Source organism: Porphyromonas levii DSM 23370 (genome assembly GCF_000379925.1).
GTDB lineage: Bacteria > Bacteroidota > Bacteroidia > Bacteroidales > Porphyromonadaceae > Porphyromonas_A > Porphyromonas_A levii.
Map to the genome: position 1 here is coordinate 1 of NZ_KB904244.1, position 26907 is coordinate 26907.

Consider the following 26907-nt stretch of genomic DNA (forward strand, 5'->3'; position numbering starts at 1 on the left):
AGGACGTCATTTGCCCCGATAACGACAACAAGGTCGGTATTGGCAAAGTCGTCATTAATCTGCTCCATCTCGTACAGTTGCTCGTAATCGACATTAGCCTCGGCAAGTAGTACATTCATGTGCCCAGGCATACGACCAGCGACAGGGTGTATAGCATAGCGTACCTTAGCGCCATTCTGCTCGAAGGCATCACCGAGCTGCTTCACCTGTATCTGAGCTTGCGCAAGCGCCATACCATATCCCGGTACGATAATCACATTCTTAGCACCTTGTAAATCATCTGCTAGTGTATTCGTAGATACTACAGCTTGTGGCTTCTTGCTTTCTACCTTCTTTACGGTAGAAGCCTTGCCTGCTGGTGCAGAGGTCTTACCCAAGAGAATATCCAGTAGGCTTCTGTTCATCGCTCTACACATCACCTGAGTAAGTAACAGTCCCGAAGCACCTACAATCCCACCGATAGCTACCAGCATGATGTTGCCAATTGCCATACCAGCAATACCTCCAGCTACACCACTGAGGGAATTGAGGAGAGAGATAGTAATTGGCATATCTGCACCTCCCACACGGATAGTAAATACCCATCCGAATAAGCCTGCGAAGATAGCCGTGAGTAGAATAATTAGAATCGCATTGTCGGCAGTGATAAACCAACCGCCCCATATCAGCATGACAGCTTGTAGTGCAAGCAAAACAATCATGATGAGGCTATGATTAGGGAGCACCACTGGCTTCTGTTTGAGCACACGGTGGAGCTTACCAGCAGCTACCAGACTACCAGTGAGGGTAAGCATACCAATCACTACTGCCAGCATCGATGTAAAGGCCTCAAACTTATTTACAGGCGTCATGAGCGTTACGATACCTACAAGCGCAGACGCTCCACCACCTAGACCATTAAGCAAGCCTACAGTCTGTGGCATCTGTATCATGGTTACTTTCTTTGCAAGATGGAAACCAATAGAGCTGCCGATAAGAATAAAGAGGATGCTTACTAGTACTGGTACCAATGTCCCTGTAGAAAGAGCAATGACGATAGCCAGAAGCATTGCAAACATACTTAGCCTATTGCCCTTCACGGCCGAAGGTACGCGGCTCATCAGCCAAAGACCGATAACAACGAGTATTGGTATCAAGATATTGAGGAAGTTAATCATGATTCACCTCCCTTCTTCTTATTGCTGCGGAACATGCGTAGCATCCGCTCAGTAACGCCAAAGCCACCTACAACATTTATCATAGCCAGTACAATAGCAAGTCCGGCAATAATAATTAGTGCATTATTTCGCATACCCATGGATAAGAGTAATACGATGATGGCACCAATGACAGTGATGCCAGAAAGTGCGTTCATACCAGACATCAGCGGGGTATGGAGTAGACTAGGTATCTTTTTGATGACAAAGTACCCTACGAGAGAGGATACAATGAACACCAATACCAGAACGATAGGGTTTGTCATGAGTATAATATATAGCAAAAGGAGGCATACCGAGGGCGAGCCCTCTAGTATACCTCCTAATTATCTTAGTAATTACTTATTCATTGCTTCAAGCGTACCCTCATGCACGATCTCGTGGTCACGAGTTACGAGTATCTTTCGGCAAATCTCATCGGTCATATCTAGTTCAATCTTACCATCCTTGGTGAGGTATTTCACTAGGTTGTAAATGTTCTGTGCGAACATCCAAGTAGAGCTATTTGGAAGTAGACCAGGGATATTCTTGATACCGATAAGGGTAACTCCATGCTTGCGCTCAGTCTCTCCAGGAGGGGTGATTTCGCAGTTACCGCCTTGGTCGATAGAGATGTCCACAATCACAGATCCTGGCTTCATTTGCTTTACCATCTCCTCAGTGATAATGGTAGGAGCAATCTTGCCTGGTACAAGTGCAGAGCAGAATACAATATCCATATCTTTGATAGTAGGGAAGAGTAGGTCACGCTCCTTTGCCAATACATCAGAAGGCAAGTTCTTTGCATAACCACCCTCAGCAATAGCTAGCTCAGCTGGCACACCAGTCTCAACAGGCTTAGCGCCAAGACTAGTTGCTTGCTCAAGAGCCATTGGACGGATGTCGGCAGCATAAGTGATAGCACCCAGACGGCGAGCAGTAGCTAGAGCTTGAAGACCAGCCACACCTACACCAATGACCATTACCTTGGCTGGTTTGATCTGACCAACAGCGGTAAACATCTGTGGCATGAAGTAAGCAAGCTCATTGGCAGCTAGTAGGATACCCTTATAGCCAGCGCAGGTACTCATAGAAGTGAGTGCATCTAGGTTTTGAGCCCTAGAGATACGTGGTACTCCATCAAGGGTAAGTGCAATCACACCCTGTTTTGCCAACTTGCGTACCATTTCGTGGTTTACAGGAGATGCTGGGTGGATGAAGGTAATGAGTATCTGACCCTCGTGCATCAGTTCTACCTCGTGTTTGCCCAACTTTTCGTTGAATAGTGGTTCCTTCACTTTAAGGATAACGTCTGCCTTCTGGAATAGTTCTGCTGTATCTGAAAGGAGCGTAGCACCTGCTTTCGCATAATCTTCATCGTGGTGGAATGAAGGCTCACCAGCACCAGCCTCTACATACACGGTAGCACCATCAGCGACAAACTTTTGGACCGTTTCGGGAGTGGCCGCTACGCGGTCCTCACCATGCATAATTTCTCTTGGTATACAAATAATCATAGTTATCGTATCTAATAGGTAAAGTAATTTATTTATCCAGCGACAAATGTAGAGAAAAGCGCCTGACTGACCAAAACATTATTGTTGTTATAGAGCAATGTTTGACATCTGTTCATTCCCTCTTAGTTCTTTCCAGTGACTCTACTATATATTATATAGTGTGTGATAGGCGAATACCAATTGTGGCTCGCCATATTAAACTTATTTTTCTCTAGGAATAAATAAATTTATTTGTACAGATAAATATTTTTATTCCTAGAGAAAAATAAATTTATTCCTAGGAATAAATTTGGCTGCTCGCGGGACTTAGATTTGCCGCTATGTAGAGTATGGATGAGTACTTTAATATACTTGTTTCTAAAGGTCTCATATGTAGAGATTTGTATAGAAATTTATGATTTGACCGACTTACAATTGGAGCACTCAGATTACTTACTAATAGAGAAAATAGGTATCTTGTGTGCAGATAGAATTTCTAACGTTAAAAACATAAGAGTAAATATGAATAAGTTTGACGTAGCTGTGATTGGCGGAGGACCTGGTGGTTACAATGCCGCTGCTATTGCCAGTAAATCTGGACTAAAGACTGTACTATTCGAGAAAAATAAAGTGGGCGGTTGCTGTCTCAATGAAGGTTGTATCCCCACAAAAGCTCTTCTGCATAGTGCCAATATGCTGGATGCTTTCAAGGAGGCTAAGAAGTATGGAATCAACGTAGAGGGTGAAGTAACTGGAGACTACAAGAAGGTGGCGGCACGAAAGGGCAAGATTGTACGCAAACTAGTCGCTGGTGTAGGACAAAAGCTCTCTAATGCTGGAGTAACGACGATTCAGGGTCTGGCTACACTTGCTGGCGAGACGCCTGAGGGTATCAAAATAGAGGCGAATGGGGAGACCTATATTGCCGATAAATTGATTCTTGCGACTGGCTCGGAAGCATTCGTGCCACCTATTCAAGGTCTCAAGGATGTAGAGTTCTGGACGAGCCGAGAAGCACTAGATGCTAAGGAGTTGCCTGCTAGTATCCTTATTGTTGGTGGCGGTGTTATTGGCATGGAGTTTGTGAGTGTGTACAATAGCTTTGGCGTAGAGGTGACTGTGGTGGAGATGCTCCCAAAGATTCTTGGTCCTATGGATGGCGCTATCTCTTCCCAGTTACAAGAAGAGTACGAAAAGAGGGGCGTAAAGTTTTATCTCAATACAAAGGTTGTGGCAGCTTCAGCTACCGGACTTACGATTGAGCTATCAGACGGCACAAAGCAGGAGCTAGAGGGAGAACGTATCCTAGTGAGTGCTGGGCGTCGTCCTGTACTAAATGGCTTCGGATTGGAGACACTTGGTCTAAAGATGGAGCGTAACATAGTGGTAGATGAGTATCTGCAAACCTCTAACTCTAGAGTCTATGCCATAGGAGATGCCAATGGGAAGTCGATGCTTGCACATACAGCCTACCGAGAGGGCGAGGTGGCTATCAAGCATATCCTACATGGAGAAGGCGACCCAATGCGCTACGATGTTATTCCAGGCGTGGTATACACTCATCCTGAGATTGCTGGTGTCGGTGCTACGGAGGAAGAGCTACAAAAGGCTGGAATAGACTATGAGGTGCTTGGTCTAGCAGCGAGCTATGCAGGCAGATTTGTGGTGGAGAATGAGGGAGGCAATGGCTACTTCAAACTCCTGGTGGATAAGCAGAGCCAACGTATTTTAGGTGGTCACATGATTGGGAACCCAGCTTCTGAGATTATTGTGACGGTAGGCATGGCTATGACTGAGAACCTCACTGTGGAGGACTTTAAGAGCCATGTATTCCCACACCCAACTGTTGCTGAGATAGTTCACGAAGCACTGTTCGAATAGTCTCATACTCTGATTCGATATGATATATTATTCCAATTATCATGGGATATTCGTTGTGTATATACAACTAACGTTAATGAGCTGATATTATAACGCGTCTGGACAGAAATATCACTATATTTGTTCAAAATAGCAATTATCACTTATTATTTTGTTACTTGAGTTTTTATCAGATTATGAAGTACAATATGCAGACAAAGCAATTAATTACATTGGCTTGCGTGCTCTTCATTTCCGTGTCGGCCATGGGGCAAGAGCAAAGAGAGATAAATAGTGAGTTGGACTTTGATAGGTCGGTATACCCAACAGTCTCTTCCGATCAGAGGCAAGTAGTGATCCATCTACCAGCCAAGGAAGATCTATCAATGGAAAGCAATTACAAGGTGGAGCTTATAGGTGGTAAGACGATGACCGTCGACTGCAATAGGCATGGTCTGGATGGCTCTTGGGAGAAAAAGACTGTGGAAGGGATGGGGTACACGTATTACACGTTTACTTCTGATGGCAAAGCATGGAGCACCATGATGGGGTGCCCTGAGGAGAGTAAGCATGAAGCTTTTGTAGCGGCAGAGCCTCTAATGATAGATTACAATAGCCGGTTACCGATAGTTGTGTACCTGCCAAAGGGGTTTGAATTGAGGTATAGAATATGGACATCGGGGACGCTCTTAGACCCTGATCATCCAGAATATATTCCACAAGCAGGGGATGAAGCACTTTTTCAAACTTGGGAGTGGAAAAGCTCTTTGGATAGCTTTACAAATAGCTTCGTTCCGCTAGAGCAAACAGGACTAAGCAAAAGGTACACCTTCTATAAGGATGGTAGATTCCAGAAGTTTATGGATGGGGAGATGACCCCAGGTGGGCGCTATAGGCTGGGTAATGATGGCTCTGTATTTGTCAAAGGTAAGTTGCCAATGATTGTCATCGAGGGCTTGGAGCAGGGTATGTCCTATGCTATCGAAGGCAATAAACTTATCCTAACAGAGGAGCGTGCCAACGGGTATAAGCATACGTACGTATTGAAAATGATACCCAAGATTCAAGACTGTCCAGACTCTATCATAGAGAATAGGATGCCCATGGTTACGGATCCCGAGTCGAAAGCTGAACCTACGCCATCGGTCTACTATATTTATAAGGGTAGACGACATGAGGTTGCGGAGTTTGATGCTGAGTGGGTGAAGAAGCATTGTAACGTGGAGACACAGGTCGTCTTCTGATAACCAATTGAATACAAGAAGGGCTACGTAGACTTTGTGAAACTACGTAGCGCTTCTTGGTATTCTGATTGCTAGTCCTTACTCGAAATAGGGCTCGATGGCTAGGGTAACAAAGCTATAGGTGACTTGTCCTGTGTGGCGATCCTTGTACCTCTGCTGGAATCCACGGATGATAACGTTCTCGCCCAGCTCTAGTTCGACAGGAGCGACAGACTGGTTGACAATGCTTTGCACATTACGTTCTGTGCGTAGGTAATAGTTGTCGCCTCGTACCTGCTCTACGGTTGCTTTGATAGGGTCAAAGGAGAGTATCGCCTCTTGTGGGTCGATGCGCTCTACATGGTAAATGTACTCGCGAGGAGGTGTTGGTGGTTGGTTCTTACGCTGTTGGTTCTCCGTAAGAATGACAAACTTGATAAACTCTCCTTGCATGTACTCATTAGGCTGACCATTGAGGTAATGGTGCCGGCTATTGCTATCCATTAGGTGGTAAGCGTGCATAGACTCGCTATAGCCATTGATGATACCTACTTGAGTAGGGAATTCTGCTAGTGGGTCGATGTCTTCTCTATGGGTGAGTAGCACTACACGAGTATGCTTGCGATGGCGCTCTTGTAGCTTTACTTCGTAGATGCGCCCACGATTGTCGCCAGGAAGGATACCTGCTTCCTTAGGCGTGACAAGCGATGTCTTGCCTTGGGGCGTTATCAGCTTAAGCATGGGGACTACCTGATTCTCCTCTTTTAGTCGCATTGCCATCACGTCATAGACCATCACTATGATGTCAGGAAGAGCGCGGAAGATATGGCTGAGTACAGGTCGAGACCACTGATAGTAGAGCTCTTTATTCTCCTTGCTCTGCTCCGTGCCAGCTGGTATCTTCTTCATTAGCTTCTCGTGCTCCTTAGGAAGTTCGGTAGACTTCTCAAGACAGATTTGTGCCACGAGCGAGAGTTCCCGAAGGGCGTTGGCGTAGAGCTTACGGTCTATCAACAGACGAGCGAGGTCGAGTCGGGTTCTTTTGAGGTAAGGCAGATACTCGTCCTTTTCCTCCCTAAGTGCCATACTGAGAGCTGCCATACGCAGTTCGTCATTGTCCTCAATAAGAAAGGCGTACTCCGACCAAGCCATCGGCACTTCTATATCCTGCAGTATCTGTTCGTAGCGCTCTATGCCTTCCTTGCTGTCACCATCCATCACAATGGCACGTGCTTGCACAAGCTGAACCACTGGGTCATCAGGGAAGGCAATGAGAGCATCCACTAGGAGCTGCTGAATAGCCTGAGGCACTTCTACCTGATCCTCTCTTACAACGAACTCAGAGGAGACCTCAAAGAGCACTTCTTCGGCAAGCGACTTCCGTACCTCGTTAGCTCCCATTTTGCGCTGTTCCCAGTCGGAAGCCGTGAGCATGGATAAATCCCACCTTGAGACTAGGTCGCTGAAGTCTAGGTGGTGCCCGAAAGTTCGCTTAGCAGATAGACCCAGCTTGAGGAACTTCGAATGTATCTGTGACGGACGTAGGTTCTTAAGATCGAGATACCTATTGTAGATTTCTTGAAAATCCTCATAGGGGATGTGCTGGTAGTAGCAGTCGAGATAAGCATACAGTACTCTAGCATAGTCTTCATGCAGAGCTTCGTCTGGATAGGTGCCGTTTTCGCCTGTAAACCAATCGGTTACCTGTGTAAAGATCTCCTTGATTCGGTTTCTGTTCTTTGTCTTCTCAATCTCATTGGCCAAGCTAACCAACTCATTGAAATAGGGTATGACCTCCTTCTGGAGTACTGCAAGAGCCTCCATTGCTACATTGGTAGTCGCCCCCATATTGCCTACTATCTGCTCCATCTCCGCGATAAGAGACGAGGCATCCGAGGTGTTTTTCTCAGCTATCATCTCTGAAGCCATATCCTTGAGCACCCAAAAGAGTGCCGATGCTGACCACTGGTCTTGCCTAGTGGCATAATCTTCGCGAGCAAGAACTAGAGCCTCTGTTAGGTTGCCTCCTTGCCTCAGCGCCATTACCTCCTTAAATCCCATAATCTTGTTGTCTGTTAATTTTATTGTCTTGTATATCTTCAGGTCACGGACACTAGCTTTTGTGTCCAACTTCTAGGTAGATCTTCTTGGGTTAGAAGCTATACTACCAGGTTGTTATGTATACTTTAGCACCCCATTGTCACGGGAGTGGACATAGGCTTTTCCCAAAGCCTAGTAAACCTCATTATGATATAAAAATCGACTACCACCCGTAGGAGTCAGCTACGGGTGATAGTCTACTAACTCTCTTTAGAATGGGAGATCGTCACTGCCTCCCTGTTGTGGCGCCTGTGGTTGTTGTGGCATACCACCGCCGAATGGTACATTGGTGCCAGGCATACCTTGAGGTTGCTGGTATCCACCTTGCTGAGGATAGCCAGCGCCATAGCCCATACCCTGAGGCTGCTGTGGCGCATACTGCTGAGGTATACCCTTCATGATGTTTCGTGCCTCTGCGCTGGTGTACCACTTCTCCATGTATTCACGGCTCGATAGTTCGAAAGTAACCGTAACGTCCTCGCCTAGCTGGAGGTTGGCTGCCTTAATCTTATCTTCGCCCCATATCTGGAAACACACTTGGCGTGGATACTGAGCGTACGTCTCAATCACGAACTCTTGGCGATACCACTTCTCTCCTGGGTTTCGCTTACTGTCTCCACTGATTAGTTCTAGGATCTTGATTACCTTCCCGGATAATGTGTTTTGATTGTCATGCATTCCGTTCATCTTCGTATCTTCTCTTCTCTTTATCTTTTATTTTACTACTAGTCTCTTATCTCATGCGGGGAAACCCAATGATTTCTCTCGCCATATCTACGGTTATCTTGGCATTAGCTCTTGCCTTTTCAGCTCCTTCGCGGGCAACACGCTCAAGTAGATCAGTATTGCTCCTTAGCTCCAATATGCGTTCGCGGATAGGTGCGCAGAAAGCGTTGATATCCTCTGCTAGCTGTTTCTTGAGGTCGCCATAGCGGATACTACAGTTGTTATATGCCTCATTGAAGTGCTTATAGGTCTCTGGCGTAGACACTATCTCAAGGAAAGTAAATAGGTTGGCAATCGCTTCGGGCTTCACTGAGTTTGGCTCTGTAGGACCTGAGTCTGTGACTGCCTTCATTACTTTCTTCTTGATCGTCTTTTCGTCGTCAATCAAATATATAGCGTTACCTTCGCTTTTTCCCATCTTGCCCGAACCATCTAGCCCTGGTATTTTTAGCGCTTCCTTACCAAAGCTAAAGGACTTTGGTTCGGGGAATAGTTCTACCTGATACATGTGATTGAAGCGGCGTGCAAACTTGCGAGCCATCTCCATATTCTGCTCTTGATCCTTTCCCACAGGTACCTTGTGTGCCCTGTGCATCAGGATATCGGCTGCCATGAGAGTAGGGTAGGTGAGTAGACCAGCATTGACATTCTCTGGTTGCTTGCGCGCCTTTTCCTTGAACGTAGTCGTGCGCTCTAGCTCCCCGAGGTACGCATTCATATTGAGGTACATATATAGCTCCAGCACCTCTTTTACATCGCTCTGCACATAGATAGTGGCCTTTTCTGGATCCAATCCACAAGCTAGGTACTCTGCCAGTATTGTGTGGGTATTATTGAGGATATTATCCGGATGTGGGTGAGTCGTAAGAGAGTGCCAATCTGCTATAAAGAAATAGCATTTATACTCATCTTGCATCTTTAGGAAGCTCCTCACCGCCCCGAAATAATTACCTAAGTGTAAATTGCCCGTTGGGCGAATACCACTCAATACTGTCTCCATCATTTAGTGTCTTAATGTCTTACTAAGTTATTGCTACCTAGGGTAACCGTAGTTGGGCAAAGATACCAAAATATCCATACCCTTATCTTTTTTACTCTACTATATTATTACTAGCTTCTACAGGAATAGCTTGCACCACACTTCGAACCTTCGTACATCGTCTTGCCCATGTTTCGCCATGCTCCTACTTATCTGTGCTACAGTCTTTTCCTCCTCAGGGTCACCGCTCTTAGAGTAAAAGCAATCGGCGAAACAAATGATCTGCTCCTCCAGCGATATAGGTACCATCTCGCGATGAGGAAGAGGCAATTCTCGGCTCAGTATCTCCTCTAGAGTAAGCCCTACACCTGTATGTCGTTCGCAGATGAGGGAGAGTTCCTGAAGCCCTTCTCGCTCCAATATCTCTTGCCCCAATATGCCATGGCGGATGTACGGCTCTACACCATGGCAGTCAATCCCTGGCGCATTGCAGAGGTAAATCCCTATGTCATGGAGCATTGCCCCCTCGTAGATAAATATGCGATCAAGCCCCCAATCCCTATGGCGCTTCTCTATCTCCAAAGCCTTCTTCGCCACAAGCTCACTGTGTGTCACTAATATCTGATATGCCTTAGAAGTAGAATCATAATACTTCTCCAGTAAATCATACACATTGCGCGCACCCTTAGGAGGCTTAACCGACCTATCCTTTGCCATCAATAGATTACCTCTTCGTGTAGCTTACAAGGTCTATAACCGCTGAGCCTATTGATATTTCCGAAACGACCTTCACCGGTACCTGCTCTTTATCTCGAGTAATCCACGCTGTCACAGAGTTCCTCTTCTTCTTGAAGTTCTTATCATTCACATTGATGTTGATCTTCATAGCCTGGCGTTTGGTGCCATCGGGCATCTGAATACGCTCCACCCCATCGTAGACATACTCCACCAGGTGTTTGTCAGCGCCTAAGGGTATATAGACCCTTACAGGCGCTACATTGTCCGTATTTACAAAGTCGTATGTACGTAGCAGCATAAGCGTAGAGAGCATGTCTATCACCTCCGCATTGGCGCTGCTTAGGTATAGTGTGGTATCTATCTCTAGGTTCCCATTCACCCTCTGTTTGCTTTGTGCCCGCACCTGATCCCCATTGTAAGTAAAGGTAATCACATCCTGAGCTCGATACCCATCGTCATTAATGCGCTTCTCAAACCTTCTAGGCAACTTGTTGGCTCCATACAGTGTCTCCAGTGTGTCCCGCATCGGGTAGAAAGTCTCCGCCATACCAGTGGTGCGCAACGTCAACTGACTAAAGTATTGTCCGCCAGAAGCAGAACCAGAGGTTAGCGTAATATTTGCCAACTTGCCCCTAAGTAAACCCCACTTGAAGCTCACCTTGTACTTCATGACTTCCTTGCGCTCAAAAGCGGCAGACCTCTGTATCCTAGCCGACTGTGCCCACATACCTCCGATAGGCAGTAGTGCCAGTAAGGCTATTATAAGTAGTTGCTTCGAACGAATATTCATATCATTGACCTTTAACCGCTACTAAGTGGCGTGTATCATTGTATTACTTTGCCTCAGGTAAGCGTATGATATCAAACCCTGTATATGGGCGCAAAGCCTCTGGTATAACAATTCCCTCAGGAGTCTGGTTATTCTCCAAAAGGGCAGCCACTATTCTAGGCAACGCTAGTGCACTACCGTTGAGGGTATGGCAAAGCTCCATACGTCCCTCTTCATTCTTGAAGCGGCACTTGAGCCTATTGGCTTGGAAGCTCTCAAAGTTGGATACAGAGCTAACCTCTAGCCAACGCTCTTGGGCTTGAGAATATACCTCAAAGTCGAAAGTAAGTGCCGAAGTAAAGCTCATATCTCCTCCACAAAGACGTAGTATACGGTAAGGAAGTTCTAGCTTATTCACTAGGGTCTCTACATAGTTTACCATCTCAGAGAGTGATTCGTAAGAGTGCTCAGGGTGATCGATACGCACAATCTCTACTTTGTCAAACTGGTGCAGGCGGTTAAGTCCCCTCACATCCTTACCATAACTACCGGCTTCCCTACGGAAACAAGCCGAATATGCGGCACACTTGATTGGGAAATCCTTAGCATCTACAATCACATCGCGGAAGATATTGGTCACTGGTACTTCAGCCGTCGGAATCAGATAGAGGTTATCCAGCCCACAGTGGTACATCTGCCCCTCCTTATCGGGTAATTGTCCTGTGCCATAACCAGAATCCTCATTCACAACATAAGGTGGTTGTATCTCCAGATAGCCGGCTTCCCTAGCATTGTCGAGGAAAAAGTTGACCAGTGCACGCTGAAGCCTAGCACCCATGCCCTTGTACACAGGGAAACCAGCACCAGTAATCTTGACACCTAGCTCAAAATCAATCAGGTCATACTTCTTGGTAAGCTCCCAGTGAGGCAGTACCTCCATGCCATTGGCAAAGACTTTCTTATCCCCACCAGTGCGTTCCACTACATTGTCCTCTGCCACGCGTCCTTCTGGCACCGATGCATGAGGTACATTAGGGAGCTCTACTAGAATGTGCTGAATGGTCTCCTCTAGCTCCTTCTTCCGAGCATCCAATGCCTTGGAGCTCTCTTTGAGCTCAGTTACCTTTGCCTTATTTTGGTCAGCCTCTTCGCGCTTACCTTCACGCATAAGGGCACCAATCTCCTTGGAGAGCCTATTCTGCTCAGCAAGAGAATTATCTAATTCACTCTGTGTATTTCTACGCTCCTCATCCAGCCCACGAAGTTTCTCTATCACTTCCCGAGCCTCTACATGCTTTACCCTCAGGCGCTCAATCGCCTCTTCGGTATTCTCCAAAAGGTACTTAATCGTTAGCATCTGGATTCCTATTCCTATATATTATATATGTGTATGCAGTGACCGATAGATCACTCAAATATTTCCACAAATATACCTATTTTCCCTTACGTAGCTATCTCAGCTATTTCAAATGCATTTTTTTACGCTCCTCCAATTCAACTAACGATGTGGCTGTAATGGTGTTTTGTGCTGTCAGAGCTATGAGTAGGAATGGCTCATAGTATAAGACCAAAGTGCGCTCTAGCACGAAGGCATTGTGAATGGCGCGAGTGGCAAAATTTATTCCTAGGAATAAATTTATTTTTCTCTAGGAATAAAAATATTTATCTGTACAAATAAATTTATTTATTCCTAGGAATAAATTTCTCTAGTATGCCGGAAATTTTTATCTCCTCTACTGAGGCGTTTTAGGTGCAAAGTGTAATTTTTTCACGAAATATTTGTCCTACTTACGAATAATTCGTAGATTTGCTACGAAGAGTTCGTAATACACGTATATTGATATGAGTAATAAGGAGTTTCTAAACGGTCTGAGCCCTATGGAGGAGGACTTTTTGAGGGCACTTTGGGCTATAGGCGAGGGAGAGATTAGCGATGCTATCAAGTTGATGGAGTATCGTAATACACCCTATACAACTATCGCATCGGTGGTGGCAAAGTTGGAAGAGAAGGATTACGTGCAAAAGGTAGGTAAAAGGCGTGGTCACGTATACGCCCCCCTTATTTCACAAGAGGAGTATTATGGGAAGACGCTCAAATACTTGGTTTCTAACTTTTTTACCGGTTCTTATAAGAATATGGTACAATACTTTGCGCGCCATGATAAGGTAAGCCGCGAAGAGATAGAGGAGGTACTTCGGATGATAGATGAAGGGGAGGAGTAAATATGGTACTACTTAGATATTTGGCACTCTCAGGGCTTGGTATAGCTCTATTCTACTTGATAGATAGGCTTATACTCTGGAAAAGTACACTACTCCGGACTCAGAGGTACTACTATGTCATTGCCATAGTGGCAAGCCTATTTCTTCCTCTCTTGCCTGAGATTACACCTTGGTGGCAGTCTCGAGTGGCAGAGGCCAATATCCCCACTTTTACAATTATCCTAGAGGATGAGTTTGTGGTTACGGCCGAACAGAGCCAGTCGATAGACTGGTGGGGTGTGGCTAAGTTAGTTTGGTTGGCGGGCATCTTAGTCACGGGAGGTTGGCTATTGGTGGGTATCGTGAGCATTTTTCGGATTCAGCACCATGCCGACCACCAGCATCTACCTAATTCTGTGAACCTTTACCTCACTGAAGCGGAGCTCGCCCCTTTTACCTTCGGTAAGTCTATTTACATCCCTCGGTCGCTGAACGACCGCACAATCATAGACTCCATACTGCTGCATGAGCTGGAGCACATACAGCAACGACACTATATAGATATGCTATTGGGCTGTGTGCTGCAGCTGGTCCAGTGGTGGAATCCATTTGCATGGAGTATGCTCCAACAGCAACGCAATACCCTAGAGTACCTAGCAGACCAAGGTGTATTGCGCTTGGGTAAGGACCGTAAGACCTATCAGTATCATCTACTGGCGTGCACAATGGGTCGAATGGTACAACTGCCCTCCCTATCTTTTTCGATGCAAAACCTAAAACAAAGAATTGTGATGATGAATAGTAATAAGAAAAGCCATAAGAGCTTAGCGGTTCTGTACGCTGTAGCAGCTCTGCCTGTTGTTGCACTCCTACTTGTAGGTACGCAAATGATAACCGTGAAGGAAGCATTAGCTACCGAGACTACAGAGGTCGCTCCTCCGCCAGAAAAGGATGGTGAAATTTTCGAGTTTGTCGAAGATATGCCGGAATTCCCTGGAGGTATTGACGCTCTCATGAAATGGCTCGGTGAAAATATCAAGTACCCAGAGGAGGCGGAAAAGCAGAATATTCAGGGAAGAGTGATGGTACACTTTGTGGTAGAGACAGATGGCTCCGTTTCTAATCCTCAAATAGCTAGAAGTGTACATGAATCGCTAGATGCCGAGGCTGTGCGAGTAGTAGCAGCTCTGCCGAAGTGGACACCAGGTAAGGCTGAGGGCAAGCCAGTTCGAGTTCGCTTTACGCTACCTATTTCTTTTGCTCTTAAGAACAAGGTGACAGAAGGAGAGAAGGATAAGGTATACGATTATGTCGATAATATGCCTGAATTTCCTGGCGGACAGGCTGCAATGATGAAGTGGCTTAGTGAGAATATCAAGTATCCAGATGTAGCAGTGAAGGAGAATATTCAGGGAAGAGTAATGCTTAGTTTTGTTATAGAGACCGACGGCTCTCTCTCTGATGTTAAAGTAGTAAAAGGGGTGCACGAAGCTTTGGATGCTGAAGCGATAAGAGTGGTGAAGATGATGCCTAATTGGAAGCCTGCATCGCTTAAGGATGGTACCTTGGCTAGAGTAGCATTTGTGTTGCCTGTACAATTTAGGTTCGCAAAAGAGAAAACCGATACGCCAGATCAAAACGAAAGCAAATAATAGGGGGTCCCTTATTTAAGAAGGGCTACGTAGCACCATGCTACGTAGCCCTTTTGTAGATATATTGTAGCTTATTCAGCCGTTGTACACTCTCTTCGTGGTATGATCAAAAAGTAGCACCCAACCCTCCTAGTTATTTCGCTATTGCTGTCCAACCCGATAACCCAACGGGCGACCCATACGACAGTGATGATGTATTGCGAATTGTGACGGTGACATGAAAAAAGGAAAGGAGGGAAGGGGCTTACTTTTTGCACAAATCCACTCTATGTTGGTACCTCCTGCATTGCTCTAGCCGATCGTAACCCAGCATAATGCCCAGCATGAAATCTTCTTCTGGAGTATATTGGGCGAGCGGTTTATCGTTGCCGATGTGGCGAATGACATCGAGGCAAGGAGTGTCTCCGAAAAATACATTGTACTTAAGGGGTGTAACCTCTTGCAAGATATAATCAATATGACGGCTACGAAGCCACTGCTCCACTTCTTCTCTCTTAGATGAGTAAAAGGTATAGAGCGCTAAGCTCCTTAGCTTTTTATGATATTCGTACGTTAAGTGTGACAGCACTTCCATAGCACTATTCATAGGGTATTGACTTTATAATGAAGACTTGAGACCCCCTACCCAAGCAACGATACGCTCTTTGGTAAGATGGTCTTCGTTGTCACTATCCAATGGCAATCCTACGAACTCATCATTGATAAAAGCACGAGATGAATCGAATGAATAGCCATCGGCAGAAACGCTACCCACGATCTGGCAATTCTTATCGCTGAAGAACTCATAGAGCTCGCCCATACCATCGACAAACGTATCGGAGAAACTTGATGAGTCACCTAGACCAAAGAGCGCAACACGTTTGCCCGATAGGTCTGTAGTCTTTAGCTGGTCGAGAACATCTACCCAATCGTCCTGCAAATCTCCACATCCCCAAGTAGAGGTGCCGAGGATCAAGAAGTCTGCACTCGTGAAACTTTCGGCATTGCACTCAGCTACATTTAGTACTTCGGGGGAGTACTCGGCAAGAAGTGCGGCAATCTGCTCTGCTGCGTCCTTGGTATGGTCGGTACACGAGCCATAGATAATAGAAATCTTCTTCATACTTTCTTATTGTTATTATAATGGTAAAATGCCACTTAGTACGATAGGGGGGATAGCCCTCTGTATCGTTTCAGTGGCAAAGGTAGGGAATAAGTTATGGTGTGTCAATACCTAATTTTGGTAGTTTTGGACTGTCGTAGCCTCTGATTTGCGTGATGATAATAGGGATATCTATTGAATATTGCACTTATAATGGCTATAAATAGAGGTCTTGACCTCTCTACTTCCCGCAATTATTGCATCTATTACCTTGTTGTAGGTATGTTGTGAGACGGACTCAATCGAAGATAAAATAAAAATAGGCTACGTAGGAAACCCACGTAGCCTATATTGTGATTATCGTATGACGTATTACTTAATACGCTTGTAACCGAAGTTAGCAGTCTCACCAAGCTCCTCCTCGATACGGATAAGTTGGTTGTACTTAGCATTGCGGTCAGTACGGCTGAGTGAACCAGTCTTGATCTGACCTGAATTGGTTGCTACAGCGATATCAGCGATGGTAGAATCCTCGGTCTCGCCAGAACGGTGGCTAGTAACGGTTGTGTAACCATGGCGGTGTGCCATCTCGATAGCGTCAAGAGTCTCGGTAAGTGTACCAATCTGGTTTACCTTGATAAGGATTGAATTGCCACAACCCTCAGCGATACCCTTGCGTAGGAAGTCTACATTGGTTACAAATAGGTCGTCACCTACGAGCTGGCACTTGCCACCGATAGCATCGGTGAGCATCTTCCAACCCTCCCAGTCGTTCTCGCTCATACCATCCTCGATAGAATCGATTGGGTACTTAGTTACGAGGTCTTGGAGGTATGCTACCTGCTCCTCACGGTTGCGCTTTGCACCCTTGTCGCCCTCAAACATGGTGTAATCGTATACACCATCCTTGTAGAACTCACTAGATGCACAGTCGAGAGCGATGGTTACCTGCTCACCAGCCTTGTAGCCAGCGTTGGCAATTGCCTTGAGTACGCTATCAAGAGCATCCTCAGTGCCATCGAGTGCTGGAGCGAAGCCACCCTCGTCGCCAACAGCAGTGCTAAGACCACGATCGTGGAGTACCTTCTTGAGGTTGTGGAATATCTCGGCACCCATACGAACAGCCTCCTTGATGCTTGAAGCTCCGATAGGGCGAATCATTACTTCTTGGAATGCGATAGGAGCATCTGAGTGGCTACCACCGTTGATGATATTCATCATAGGTACTGGTAGTGTATGTGCATTTATTCCTCCGATATAGCGATAGAGTGGCATACCAAAAGCGTCGGCAGCAGCCTTCGCAACAGCCATTGAAACACCTAGGATGGCATTTGCACCAAGCTTACTCTTGGTAGAAGTGCCATCGAGCTCAAGCATCTTCATATCAATTAGGCGCTGATTGCTAGCATCTTCACCAATCAGAGCTGGAGCGATGATTGTATTAATATTCTCAACTGCCTTCTGGACACCCTTGCCTAAATAACGTCCCTTGTCGCCATCACGAAGCTCTAGTGCCTCATGCTCACCAGTAGAGGCGCCGCTAGGAACAGCAGCTCTACCAAATGCGCCACAAGCGAGTGCAACATCCACCTCTACGGTTGGATTGCCACGAGAGTCAAGGATTTCACGTCCGTGAATGCTAATAATCTCCATAATCAAATCTTGTTACTTAAAATAATTTAGTTACCTTTTTTGTCGCACAAAGATACAAAAAATAGTGACAAGTCTACTCCGAAAAGCGACTTGTCACTATAAATAGTTGCGGGGAGAGGGATCGAACCTCTGACCTTTGGGTTATGAGCCCAACGAGCTACCACTGCTCCACCCCGCGATTTCTGATTGCAAAGATACAGACAATTTTTTACACTACCAAATATTTCTCTGATTAGATCTCATTTCTCGTAAGGCATACCACTATAGATTAAGTGTTGGGGAGATTATAGATGGGCTGGGATTATCACGTGATGTGGATAATGGGGAAAGGTGTTCGACTATTTTATGACGAAGTAGCAGAATATTTGGAATAGTCGCTAAAAGGAATTACCTTTGCAGTAGAGAGACGAATATTGAGTGTTAATACATTAAGAGTTAAGAATATAAGTTAGAAGCACCTTCGATTAGGACAATAGAGAGGAGAATGGTAGCGATTCCATGGCAGGAACCCTTGTGGTAGTCCTTGCTTGGAATTGTTGTTTTTTACTATGTTCGTCAGGGAGTTTACTTGAGAGATAAGATACTTATGGACTACATTTACATGACTGAGGAGGGGTACCAGAACCTCCTAGAGGAAATTAGGAAACTGGAGGAGGTGGAGCGCCCTGAGGTGATTCAAGCGATTGCTGAGGCTCGTGACAAGGGGGATCTATCCGAGAATGCAGAGTATTCTGCAGCGAAGGAGAAGCAAGCACTGTTGGAGGATAGGATAGGTCAGCTACGTATGCAGCTGCAGAATATTCGTATTATAGATACGAGTAAGATGAGTACCGACACGGTTCAGATGCTCAATACGGTGACTATCCGTAATATGGCTAACAATCAGGTGAAGACCTATACCATAGTCTCTGATACCGAAAGCGATATTAAAAAGGGTAAGATGGCAATTTCTACACCGATAGCTAAGGGTATAATAGGTAAGAAGGTGGGTGACATAGTAGATATCCAGGTGCCAGCCGGTATTGTAACCTTTAAGATAGAGGAGATTTCGATCTGATATTACTATGGCAACGATATTTACTAAAATAATCCAGGGCGAGATACCTGGCTATATCGTGGCAGAGAACGAGGAGTTCTGTGCTTTCCTCGATGCCTTTCCTGTGCAGTATGGACATACTTTAGTCGTCCCAAAGCGCGAGGAAGACTATCTTTTCGAGCTCACCGATGAGGAGTTGGGGCGTATGATGGTATTCGCAAAGAAAGTAGCAGCCGGTATCCAGAAAGCTACTGGTTGTCGTAAAGTAGGTATGGCAGTAATAGGACTAGAGGTGCCACATGCGCATATACACTTAGTGCCTATAACTCAAGAAAGGGATATGGACTTTAACCACAAGATATCCGAGCCCGAGAAGGCGAAGATGGTGGAGATGCTTGAGAAGATTAAGTCTAATCTCTAATAGTTATCGGTTTGTATACAAATAATAGAGGGTGTGCCCACTTGGACACACCCTCTATTATTTGTATGTAAGCTTATTACTTTACTCCACGAGCTGGTAGAAGTGGAGCTGGGTCTGGCTGAGCTAGTCCTGTCATAGCAGTGAATGCTTCACCAAGGTCAACGGTATTACCCTTGCTTAGGATAGTTTCGCGGAGCTTCTTACCTACCTCAGGGTTGAGTGAACCCTCGCGATCAAATACCTGTGCTACGTTTACGGTAAGTACCTCAGCCCATAGGTAGCTGTAGTAACCACATGCATAGCCACCACCCCATACGTGGTTGAAGTAGCTAGTGCGGTAGCGAGGTGGAATCTGTGGGTCAAGTAGACCGAAGCCACTTAGTACGTCATTCTCTAGTTGCTCAACGGTCTCAGCTGTAAGAGCATTTGCCTGTTCATCGGTTAGCATATGGAATGCAACATCACCAGATGAAGCTGCAAGGTTCTCGCCAAGTGAATAAGCAGCATGGTAAGTGATAGACTCAAGCATCTTTGCTTTTAGTTCTTCAGGCATTGCCTCACCTGTCTCATAGTGCTTAGCGTAGTTAGAGAATACCTCTGGAACTGTAGCAAAGTACTCGTTGAACTGGCTTGGAAGCTCTACGAAGTCACGAAGTACGCTGGTGCCACTTAGGCTAGCATACTCAACATCGGATAGCATACCGTGAAGGGCGTGACCGAACTCATGGAAGAGCGTAGTAACATCATCCCAAGAGAGTAGGCTAGGCTGACCCTCTGGAGCCTTAACGTAGTTACAAACGTTGTAGATGATAGGCAACTGGCCGTTACGACGGCTCTGTGAAGCAAACTCGCTCATCCAAGCGCCACCACCCTTAGTAGGACGACGGAATAGGTCGGTGTAGAAGAGGGCAATCTGCTTGCCAGTAGCTGCATCCTTAACGTCGTAGACACGTACCTCTGGGTGATACACAGGGATATCTGTGCGCTCCTCAAACTTGAGACCGTATACACGCTCAGCAGCGAAGAATACACCATTCTTGAGGACTGAGTCTACCTGGAAGTATGGCTTTACGTCCTCAGCATTGAAGTTGTACTTCTCAGCCTTCATTTTAGCAGAATAGTAGAAGCGATCGTATGGCTCTAGCTTGAAGTCGCTACCCATAGTCTTCTGAGCATAAGCCTCTATCTCTGCAGTCTCTCTAGCTGCAACGGGCTTGTACTGGTCGGTCAGGCTCTTAAGGAAGTCGGTAACAATAGCTGGTGTCTTTGCCATTGTATTCTGCAGAGAGTACTCAGCATAATTATTGAATCCAAGTACCTTACCCTTCTGGTGGCGAAGCTTTGCCATCTCCGCAATGATAGGGTAGGTGTTCTGATTACCAGTGTTATCAGAGCGGTGGTAAGATGCCTTGTATACCTTTTCGCGAGTAGCACGATTGTCTAGGCGTGAAAGGATGTCTTGCTGGGTAGTGTTGGAGATCACGATAGCGTAAGGAGTGCTTACCTTGTCGCTAGCCTCTGCATCAGCCTTGCTCTGAGCAATCTCGCCTTCGCTAAGACCAGCAAGCTCCTCTACCGTCTCGATAGGTACGATAGCATTGTTGCGCGCATCGATATTCATCTTTACGAAGTCTTGCTGGAGGACTGCTAGACGAGCGTTGATCTGCTCTAGCTCCTTCTTCTTATCCTCAGGTAGATTAGCGCCAGAGCGTACAAAGCCATCGTAAATCTCACCGAGTAGCTTCTTGTCCTCGCCCTGAAGGGTAGCATACTCATTATCATATACCACCTTGATGCGGTCGAAGAGAGCCTGGTTGAACGACATCTCGTCGCCCCAAGCAGTAATCATAGGGATTACCTCGCTCTCAATTGCCTTAATCTCGTCAGTACCATCTGCACTAGAAACATTGAAGAACGTCTGTGATACTCTTTCCAGAAGAGCACCACTATCCTCATACTTAAGGATGGTGTTCTCGAATGTAGGAGCCTCAGGATTATCTATGATAGCCTGAATCTCTTCACGTTGTTGTTGTATACCAGCTTCAAAGGCTGGTTTGTAGTGCTCGTTCTTAATCTTTGAGAAGTCAGGTGCACCAAAAGCTAGTGTACTTGGCTCCTTAAAAGGATTACCTTCCATAGGGTCTTTTTGCTCTCCTCCACAGCTCGCCGATAGCATAGCTACAGCTACAAAACCGCCAAAGAGAATTGATTTAAACTTGTTAGACATAACTTTTCTTCTCTTAAAGTATTAGTTAGTTATTATTACTCTATCACACAAAGCTACTTAAAAACTATCAAATGCCAACATCCCAATTGTGAATACCTACTATTCAGGTGCCTGAGATAGAGGCTCCAACTCACTATTAGCTTCAGAACCTTCTGCTTCTGTCATCTGTACTTGTCCTTCAGAAGGGGTTTGAGGAATTTGGGGTTTCCCTAGAGATATATGCTGTAGCCTCAGTGGGTTAGTCGACTTCCTTAGAAGTAAGGTCAGCGTATAGCGAGGAGACGTAGGGAGGGAGTCTGGCAGTACAAAGGTGCTTTCCCACCTTTGCCCTTGAATAGTCGCAGCGTTGCTTATTTTCTGGTAACGGTACCCTAGTTCCGATACTATTAGCAGTTGAGCCGAAAGGCTGAGGCTATCGGGCGGTGTCCCTATGAAATCCGCTGACCATCGAATAGTATCCGAAGGCTCAAACGCTTCGATAGGGCTTACACTCTGTGAGTATGCCCACAAAGTAGTTTTTGCTGGGATAACTAGCCTCGTACTATTAGCCCAAAGGTTGCCATTCTTTAGACTAGGGCGCTCAAACCTTATACGGTATCGATGGAGAGAATCGGCGAGAAATGTATCGGTGAGGTTTTTGGTCTCCGTCAGTTCTTTCTCAACCAAAGCGTAGATATCCGCAAGTCGATAGGCATTTTCCGAATACCACACTACCGAAGAGTCGTATTGCTCTCTGGAGATACCGTATTTCTCCAATACACTCTCGTAATATAGTGCTGCCACACTATCGGGTGGGTAACTATGCTGTATGTATGCGTCGGTAAGGAGCATATCCTTAGTTACCTCAGCCATCTTTTTCTGACCGAGCACGAAAGAGGGTTTTTGGCACTGGGCGAATGCCAGTGCCAATAGGAGTACTACGGGTATGATCCTAAGCCTCTTCAGCATCATGCTCTACAGCCTTCTTTTTCCCACTTCCACCGAGTAGCTCAGTAAAAGAATGGGCGTAGAAAATGATTAGTATTACTACTCCTACCGATATACAAGCATCAGCAAAGTTGAATATAGGTTGGAAAAATACCAACTCTTCCCCACCTACCCATGGCATCCAATCGGGCCACACAGTATTGATAATAGGGAAGTAAAACATATCCACTACTTTGCCGTGTAGCCATGTGGCGTAACCACCACCTTCGGGGAGGAAGGTGGCTACTTGACCATAGCTATGGGTAAAGAAGTGTCCATAGAATACCGAGTCGATGATGTTGCCTACTGCACCAGAGAATACTGCCACCATGCAGAGTAAGAACCCGATATTGTACCTTCCTTTAATAACCTTAGCGATAAGCCATGCTATAATGATACTGGCAATGATACGGAATATCGTGAGGAACATCTTATCGAAGAACTCCCATCCGAAAGCCATTCCAGGATTCTCTGTGAAGTAGATAAAAAACCAATCCGTAATCCTTTTGCTCTCTCCTAGTATCATGTGGCTCTTCACCCACAGCTTAATAGTCTGGTCTATCACAAGGAGTAGGAGAGCGAACCCTATAGCTATTCCACTCCTTTCACGCCACTTTGGGTGGCAGAAAGGAGTAGAAGATAGCTGTTGTGTGTGTCCAATCTGTTCTGACATAGAGCCTTTACTTGTTTCCCGCTTCCTTAGCCTCAATACTTAGGGTAGCATGAGGGACTGCACGAAGGCGCTCCTTCGGAATCAGCTTACCTGTAACACGACAGATACCATAGGTGCCATTCTCTATCCTAACGAGTGCAGCCTCTAGGTTCTTAATGAACTTTTGCTGGCGCGCTGCTTGGCTCGCTGTCTCCTGCTTGGAGAGCAATACAGCGCTCTCCGTGAGGTTCTTGTACGTAGGGGTAGTGTCAGTGATATCATTACCGTCATTAGAGTCCAGCGAAGATACCAGGATATCATAATTACGGCGCGCTTTCTTTAGTTTCTTCTCTATGATCTCTCGGAACTCCTGGAGCTCCTCGGGTGAGTACTGAGTCTTTTCCATGATTCAATTTATATAATCTTCTATTACCCTTTGATAACCTTTACCATTACAGAAAGGTTGTCGTCAAGCTCCAATGCCTCTCCCTCTACCTTCTCCTCGGTAGTGATGCTGAGTGCCTGAACTTGTGTTGCAATATACTCCTCGTGGGCTTTGAGTACCTCGATAATATCTGGCTGGTGTTGTAGAACTACCTTGATCTTATCTGAGACATTAAAGTCCTGAGCCTTTCTAATGTTTTGTATACGATTAACGAGCTCACGAGCCAAGCCCTCGAGTCTTAGCTCTGGGGTAATCGTTTCGTCGAGAGCCACAGTGATTGTTCCCTCATTTTGTACCAACCAGCCCGGTACATCCTCCGAGATAATCTCTACATGCTCTAGTAGTATCTCCTTGCCTAGATATTCCATCTTGCCGCTCTGCTCGAGGGCGAGAATATCGGACTTTGGAAGATCGGATAGGTGTGCAGCAACCTGCTTCATCTCCTTGCCGAAGATAGGGCCAAGTGCTTTGAAGTTCGGCTTAATGCGCTTCACCACTACGTCTGCAGAGATATCCGCAAAGACAAGCTCTTTCACATTCACCTCATTGAGGATAAGGTCTTTTACCTTATCGATAGAGGTGCGAACCTCCTCGTCATTGGTGAGCACCAAGAACTTCGCTAGTGGCTGGCGCACCTTGATATTCATCCTGCGGCGGAGGGCAAGTATCATACTACTGATACGCTGTGCATAGCTCATAGATTCCTCGAGCGCCTTATCTATTAGCTCCTCTTCGACTGCGGGGAACATAGCTAGGTGTACCGAACTTACAGATTCCCCAAGGTCTCTATATAGCTTATCGGCATAGAATGGCGCTACAGGTGCTATCAGTTTGCTCACCGTTACTAGGCACAGGTAAAGCGTCTGATATGCCGAGAGCTTATCTTGGCTCATACCACCGCCCCAGAAGCGCTTACGTGCAAGGCGCACATACCAGTTACTGAGCTGGTCATTGACAAAGTCCGAGATAGCACGAGTGGCCTTCGTAGGCTCATAGTCATCCAAATCTTCCTCCACTTTCTTCACCAGACTATTCAGAGCAGAGATAATCCAGCGGTCTAGCTCTGGGCGCTCAGTATGAGGTACCTGCTCGGTCTCTGGGTCGAAGTTGTCCAGATTAGCATAGAGCGCAAAGAAGGAATAGGTATTATATAATGTGCCGAAGAACTTACGCTGCACTTCGTCTACCCCATCAATATCGAAGCGAAGGTTATCCCATGGAGAGGAGTTGCTAATCATATACCAGCGCAGTGGGTCTGAACCCTTCTGATCTATAGTCTCGAATGGGTCTACACTATTGCCCAAGCGCTTGCTCATTTTATTACCATCCTTATCGAGGACTAGACCATTGGAGATAACGTTCTTAAATGCAACGCTATCAAAAATCATAGTCCCCAAGGCGTGTAGGGTAAAGAACCAACCACGGGTTTGGTCTACTCCCTCCGCAATAAAGTCGGCAGGGTAGAAGCCGCGCTCATCTATGAGCTCCTTATTCTCAAACGGATAATGAAGCTGTGCATAAGGCATTGCACCAGAGTCAAACCATACGTCTATCAGGTCGGTCTCCCTCATCATAGGCTTGCCACTAGGGCTTACTAGCACGATGTTGTCCACGTAAGGGCGGTGTAGGTCTATCTTATCGTAGTTGTCGCTACTATTATTGCCTACCTCGAAGCCCTCATACGGGTTCTCCGTCATTACACCAGCGGCTACGGACTTCTTAATCTCCGTGATGAGCTCCTCTACCGAACCAATACATAGTTCCTCACGACCATCCTCAGTGCGCCAGATAGGCAGTGGGGTGCCCCAGTAGCGAGAGCGGCTGAGGTTCCAATCCTGAAGGTTCTTGAGCCACATGCCGAAGCGTCCGCTACCAGTGCTAGCTGGCTTCCAGTGGATCGTGTCATTGAGCTCTTGCATCCTATCTTTGAGTGCCGTACTACGGATAAACCAACTATCAAGTGGGTAGTAGAGCACAGGCTTATCTGTCCTCCAGCAGTGTGGGTAACTGTGGCTTTGCTTCTCAATCTTAAAGGCAAGTCCTCTTTGCTTTAGAGCCATACAGATGGCGATATCAAGCGTCTCATCCTTGTCGGATAGTTGAGGGTCGTAGCCATTCTTTACGTATCTGCCCGCATACTCGCCGTACGCGTTCTTATCCATACGTGCAGCTACAAACTCTGGGTCTAGCTCCTCAATGAGGAAGTACTTACCCTGAAGGTCTACCATAGGGCGCTCCTTACCGTCTTTGTCCACCATAAGTAGCCCAGGCACACCATTAGCCTGCGCCACCTTCTGGTCATCTGCACCAAATGTAGGTGCTATATGCACAATACCGGTACCATCTTCGGTAGAAACGAAGTCGCCAGAGATCACGCGGAATGCGCCCTCTCCAGGATTAACCCATGGGAAGAGTTGCTGATACTCCATGCCCACTAAGTCACTCCCTGAGTACTCCTTGATGATGCGGTATGGTATTACCTTAGCCCCCTTCTCAGGAGCCTCCATTGGGAGCTCCTCACCCTCGGTAGCGAAGTAAGACTTCAGAAGCGGCTTAGCTAGGATAGCGGTCATAGGTTCGAGAGAGTAGGGGTTGTAGGTCTCTACAGCCACGTAATCAATCTTCGCACCTACAGCAAGCGCTGTGTTGGATGGAAGGGTCCATGGCGTAGTTGTCCACGCAATGAAGTATGGTGTCCCATGCTTCGTAAGTTCTGCTTCGGGCGACTTAATCTCGAACATCACTGTTGCCATGGTGTCCTTTACGTCTCGGTAGGTGCCAGGTTGGTTGAGCTCGTGAGAACTTAGCCCCGTACCTGCGGCAGGAGAGTAGGGCTGTATGGTATAGCCCTTATAGAGGAGTCCCTTTTGGTAAAGCTGTTTCAGGAGATACCATAGGGTCTCAATGTATCTATTATCGTAGGTAATATAGGGATGATCCATATCTACCCAGTAGCCCATCTGCTCGGTAAGGTTGCGCCACTCGGCGGTGTACTTCATTACCTCACGCCTACAAGCATCGTTGTACTCGTCCACCGAAATCTTGGTGCCGATATCCGCCTTGGTAATCCCTAGGTTGCGCTCTACACCAAGCTCCACTGGTAGTCCGTGCGTATCCCATCCGGCTTTTCGCTCCACGAGATAGCCTTTCATGGTCTTGTACCTACAGAAGATATCCTTAATGGTACGAGCCATCACGTGGTGGATACCAGGCATGCCGTTGGCAGAAGGTGGTCCCTCGTAGAATACGAAACGAGGAGCCCCCTCACGTTCTTTGAGTGTAGCTCTAAATAGATCTTCTGCTTGCCACTTCGCAAGCATATCTTTATTTACCTCAGAGAGGTTGAGTCCGCTTTGTTCAGCAAATTTGTTATTATGCCCCATACTATCTGTAGTCCTGTCCTATTTTAATATAATGTGCGCAAATATACATCTTTTCATTTAGATACACACTATCCAATTCTTTCCTTAGGTGCTGCCAATGTGTCGTATGGGCATCGTGCGAAT

Annotated in this window: 23 protein-coding genes and 1 tRNA gene; 6 read left to right on the forward strand and 18 right to left on the reverse strand. The window is 46.3% G+C overall.

Annotation, left to right across the window (positions count from 1 at the left end; all coding sequences use genetic code 11):
• From A3GG_RS0104155 to A3GG_RS0104165, 3 genes are all read right to left on the reverse strand, one after another.
• Window positions 1-1157 (reverse strand): NAD(P)(+) transhydrogenase (Re/Si-specific) subunit beta (locus A3GG_RS0104155; protein ID WP_018358062.1); only part of this gene is annotated, 1157 nt, incomplete at its 3' end.
• On the reverse strand, window positions 1154-1462 hold the full coding sequence (locus tag A3GG_RS0104160) for an NAD(P) transhydrogenase subunit alpha part 2 (RefSeq protein ID WP_018358063.1): 309 nt from the start codon (window positions 1460-1462) through the stop codon (window positions 1154-1156). The genes A3GG_RS0104160 and A3GG_RS0104155, both read right to left, overlap by 4 nt.
• A gap of 72 nt (window positions 1463-1534) precedes the next feature.
• Window positions 1535-2692: an NAD(P) transhydrogenase subunit alpha gene (locus tag A3GG_RS0104165; protein WP_018358064.1), complete on the reverse strand. Its 1158-nt coding sequence runs from the start codon at window positions 2690-2692 to the stop codon at window positions 1535-1537.
• Window positions 2693-3193: 501 nt separating this feature from the next.
• Between A3GG_RS0104165 and lpdA the strand changes: the two genes are divergently transcribed.
• Together lpdA and A3GG_RS12795 are read left to right on the forward strand one after the other, a co-directional pair.
• Window positions 3194-4552: a dihydrolipoyl dehydrogenase gene (gene lpdA / locus A3GG_RS0104170; protein WP_018358065.1), complete on the forward strand. Its 1359-nt coding sequence runs from the start codon at window positions 3194-3196 to the stop codon at window positions 4550-4552.
• A 176-nt stretch (window positions 4553-4728) separates the two neighbouring features.
• Window positions 4729-5775: an ecotin family protein gene (locus tag A3GG_RS12795; protein ID WP_211205867.1), complete on the forward strand. Its 1047-nt coding sequence runs from the start codon at window positions 4729-4731 to the stop codon at window positions 5773-5775.
• Window positions 5776-5853: 78 nt separating this feature from the next.
• Here the strand turns inward: A3GG_RS12795 and A3GG_RS0104180 are convergent, their stop codons facing one another.
• The 6 genes from A3GG_RS0104180 to serS all read right to left on the reverse strand — a co-directional run bounded on the left by A3GG_RS0104180 (window position 5854) and on the right by serS (window position 12423).
• Entirely contained in the window at window positions 5854-7815 is a 1962-nt protein-coding gene (locus A3GG_RS0104180; RefSeq protein ID WP_018358067.1) for a DUF7017 domain-containing protein, read from the reverse strand.
• A gap of 249 nt (window positions 7816-8064) precedes the next feature.
• Window positions 8065-8541, reverse strand: a complete 477-nt coding sequence (locus A3GG_RS0104185; protein ID WP_240704045.1) for a DUF3127 domain-containing protein — start codon at window positions 8539-8541, stop codon at window positions 8065-8067.
• 46 nt (window positions 8542-8587) lie between these two features.
• A complete protein-coding gene (gene trpS, locus A3GG_RS0104190; protein WP_026215609.1) occupies window positions 8588-9580 on the reverse strand; it encodes a tryptophan--tRNA ligase in 993 nt (330 codons plus the stop codon).
• A gap of 117 nt (window positions 9581-9697) precedes the next feature.
• Window positions 9698-10276 carry an HD domain-containing protein gene (locus A3GG_RS0104195; protein WP_018358070.1) on the reverse strand — a complete coding sequence of 193 codons (579 nt, stop codon included), beginning with the start codon at window positions 10274-10276 and terminating at the stop codon, window positions 9698-9700.
• A gap of 7 nt (window positions 10277-10283) precedes the next feature.
• Window positions 10284-11087, reverse strand: coding sequence for a DUF3108 domain-containing protein (locus tag A3GG_RS0104200; protein WP_018358071.1), 804 nt, complete (start codon window positions 11085-11087; stop codon window positions 10284-10286).
• A gap of 43 nt (window positions 11088-11130) precedes the next feature.
• Window positions 11131-12423, reverse strand: coding sequence for a serine--tRNA ligase (serS, locus tag A3GG_RS0104205; RefSeq protein WP_018358072.1), 1293 nt, complete (start codon window positions 12421-12423; stop codon window positions 11131-11133).
• 485 nt (window positions 12424-12908) lie between these two features.
• Between serS and A3GG_RS0104210 the strand changes: the two genes are divergently transcribed.
• On the forward strand, window positions 12909-13289 hold the full coding sequence (locus tag A3GG_RS0104210) for a BlaI/MecI/CopY family transcriptional regulator (protein ID WP_018358073.1): 381 nt from the start codon (window positions 12909-12911) through the stop codon (window positions 13287-13289).
• Window positions 13290-13291: 2 nt separating this feature from the next.
• Entirely contained in the window at window positions 13292-14920 is a 1629-nt protein-coding gene (locus A3GG_RS0104215; RefSeq protein ID WP_018358074.1) for a M56 family metallopeptidase, read from the forward strand.
• 244 nt (window positions 14921-15164) lie between these two features.
• Here the strand turns inward: A3GG_RS0104215 and A3GG_RS0104220 are convergent, their stop codons facing one another.
• From A3GG_RS0104220 to A3GG_RS0104235, 4 genes are all read right to left on the reverse strand, one after another.
• Complete coding sequence (locus A3GG_RS0104220; protein WP_248637653.1) at window positions 15165-15506, reverse strand: DUF2023 family protein; 342 nt, start codon at window positions 15504-15506, stop codon at window positions 15165-15167.
• 12 nt (window positions 15507-15518) lie between these two features.
• The gene (gene fldA, locus A3GG_RS0104225; protein ID WP_018358076.1) at window positions 15519-16022 is read right to left on the reverse strand and encodes a flavodoxin FldA; all 504 of its coding nucleotides are present in this window, start codon (window positions 16020-16022) and stop codon (window positions 15519-15521) included.
• Window positions 16023-16373: 351 nt separating this feature from the next.
• Window positions 16374-17654, reverse strand: a complete 1281-nt coding sequence (gene eno, locus A3GG_RS0104230) for a phosphopyruvate hydratase (RefSeq protein WP_018358077.1) — start codon at window positions 17652-17654, stop codon at window positions 16374-16376.
• 106 nt (window positions 17655-17760) lie between these two features.
• Window positions 17761-17832: transfer RNA gene (locus A3GG_RS0104235), tRNA-Met, on the reverse strand.
• Between the two features lie 408 nt (window positions 17833-18240).
• Here A3GG_RS0104235 and greA point away from each other — a divergent pair.
• Both greA and A3GG_RS0104245 read left to right on the forward strand, forming a co-directional pair.
• Window positions 18241-18711, forward strand: a complete 471-nt coding sequence (greA, locus tag A3GG_RS0104240; RefSeq protein ID WP_018358078.1) for a transcription elongation factor GreA — start codon at window positions 18241-18243, stop codon at window positions 18709-18711.
• Window positions 18712-18718: 7 nt separating this feature from the next.
• Window positions 18719-19111, forward strand: a complete 393-nt coding sequence (locus A3GG_RS0104245) for an HIT family protein (RefSeq protein WP_018358079.1) — start codon at window positions 18719-18721, stop codon at window positions 19109-19111.
• 76 nt (window positions 19112-19187) lie between these two features.
• Here A3GG_RS0104245 and A3GG_RS0104250 read toward each other — a convergent pair whose 3' ends face one another.
• The 5 genes from A3GG_RS0104250 to ileS all read right to left on the reverse strand — a co-directional run bounded on the left by A3GG_RS0104250 (window position 19188) and on the right by ileS (window position 26784).
• Window positions 19188-21338, reverse strand: a complete 2151-nt coding sequence (locus tag A3GG_RS0104250) for a M3 family metallopeptidase (RefSeq protein WP_018358080.1) — start codon at window positions 21336-21338, stop codon at window positions 19188-19190.
• A 99-nt stretch (window positions 21339-21437) separates the two neighbouring features.
• Window positions 21438-22289: a DUF4296 domain-containing protein gene (locus A3GG_RS0104255; RefSeq protein WP_018358081.1), complete on the reverse strand. Its 852-nt coding sequence runs from the start codon at window positions 22287-22289 to the stop codon at window positions 21438-21440.
• Window positions 22270-22977, reverse strand: coding sequence for a lipoprotein signal peptidase (locus A3GG_RS0104260; protein ID WP_018358082.1), 708 nt, complete (start codon window positions 22975-22977; stop codon window positions 22270-22272). The genes A3GG_RS0104255 and A3GG_RS0104260 overlap by 20 nt, the downstream gene beginning before the upstream one ends.
• 7 nt (window positions 22978-22984) lie before the next feature.
• On the reverse strand, window positions 22985-23365 hold the full coding sequence (locus tag A3GG_RS0104265) for a TraR/DksA family transcriptional regulator (protein ID WP_026215612.1): 381 nt from the start codon (window positions 23363-23365) through the stop codon (window positions 22985-22987).
• 20 nt (window positions 23366-23385) lie between these two features.
• Window positions 23386-26784, reverse strand: coding sequence for an isoleucine--tRNA ligase (gene ileS / locus A3GG_RS0104270; protein WP_018358084.1), 3399 nt, complete (start codon window positions 26782-26784; stop codon window positions 23386-23388).
• Window positions 26785-26907: the final 123 nt, after the last annotated feature.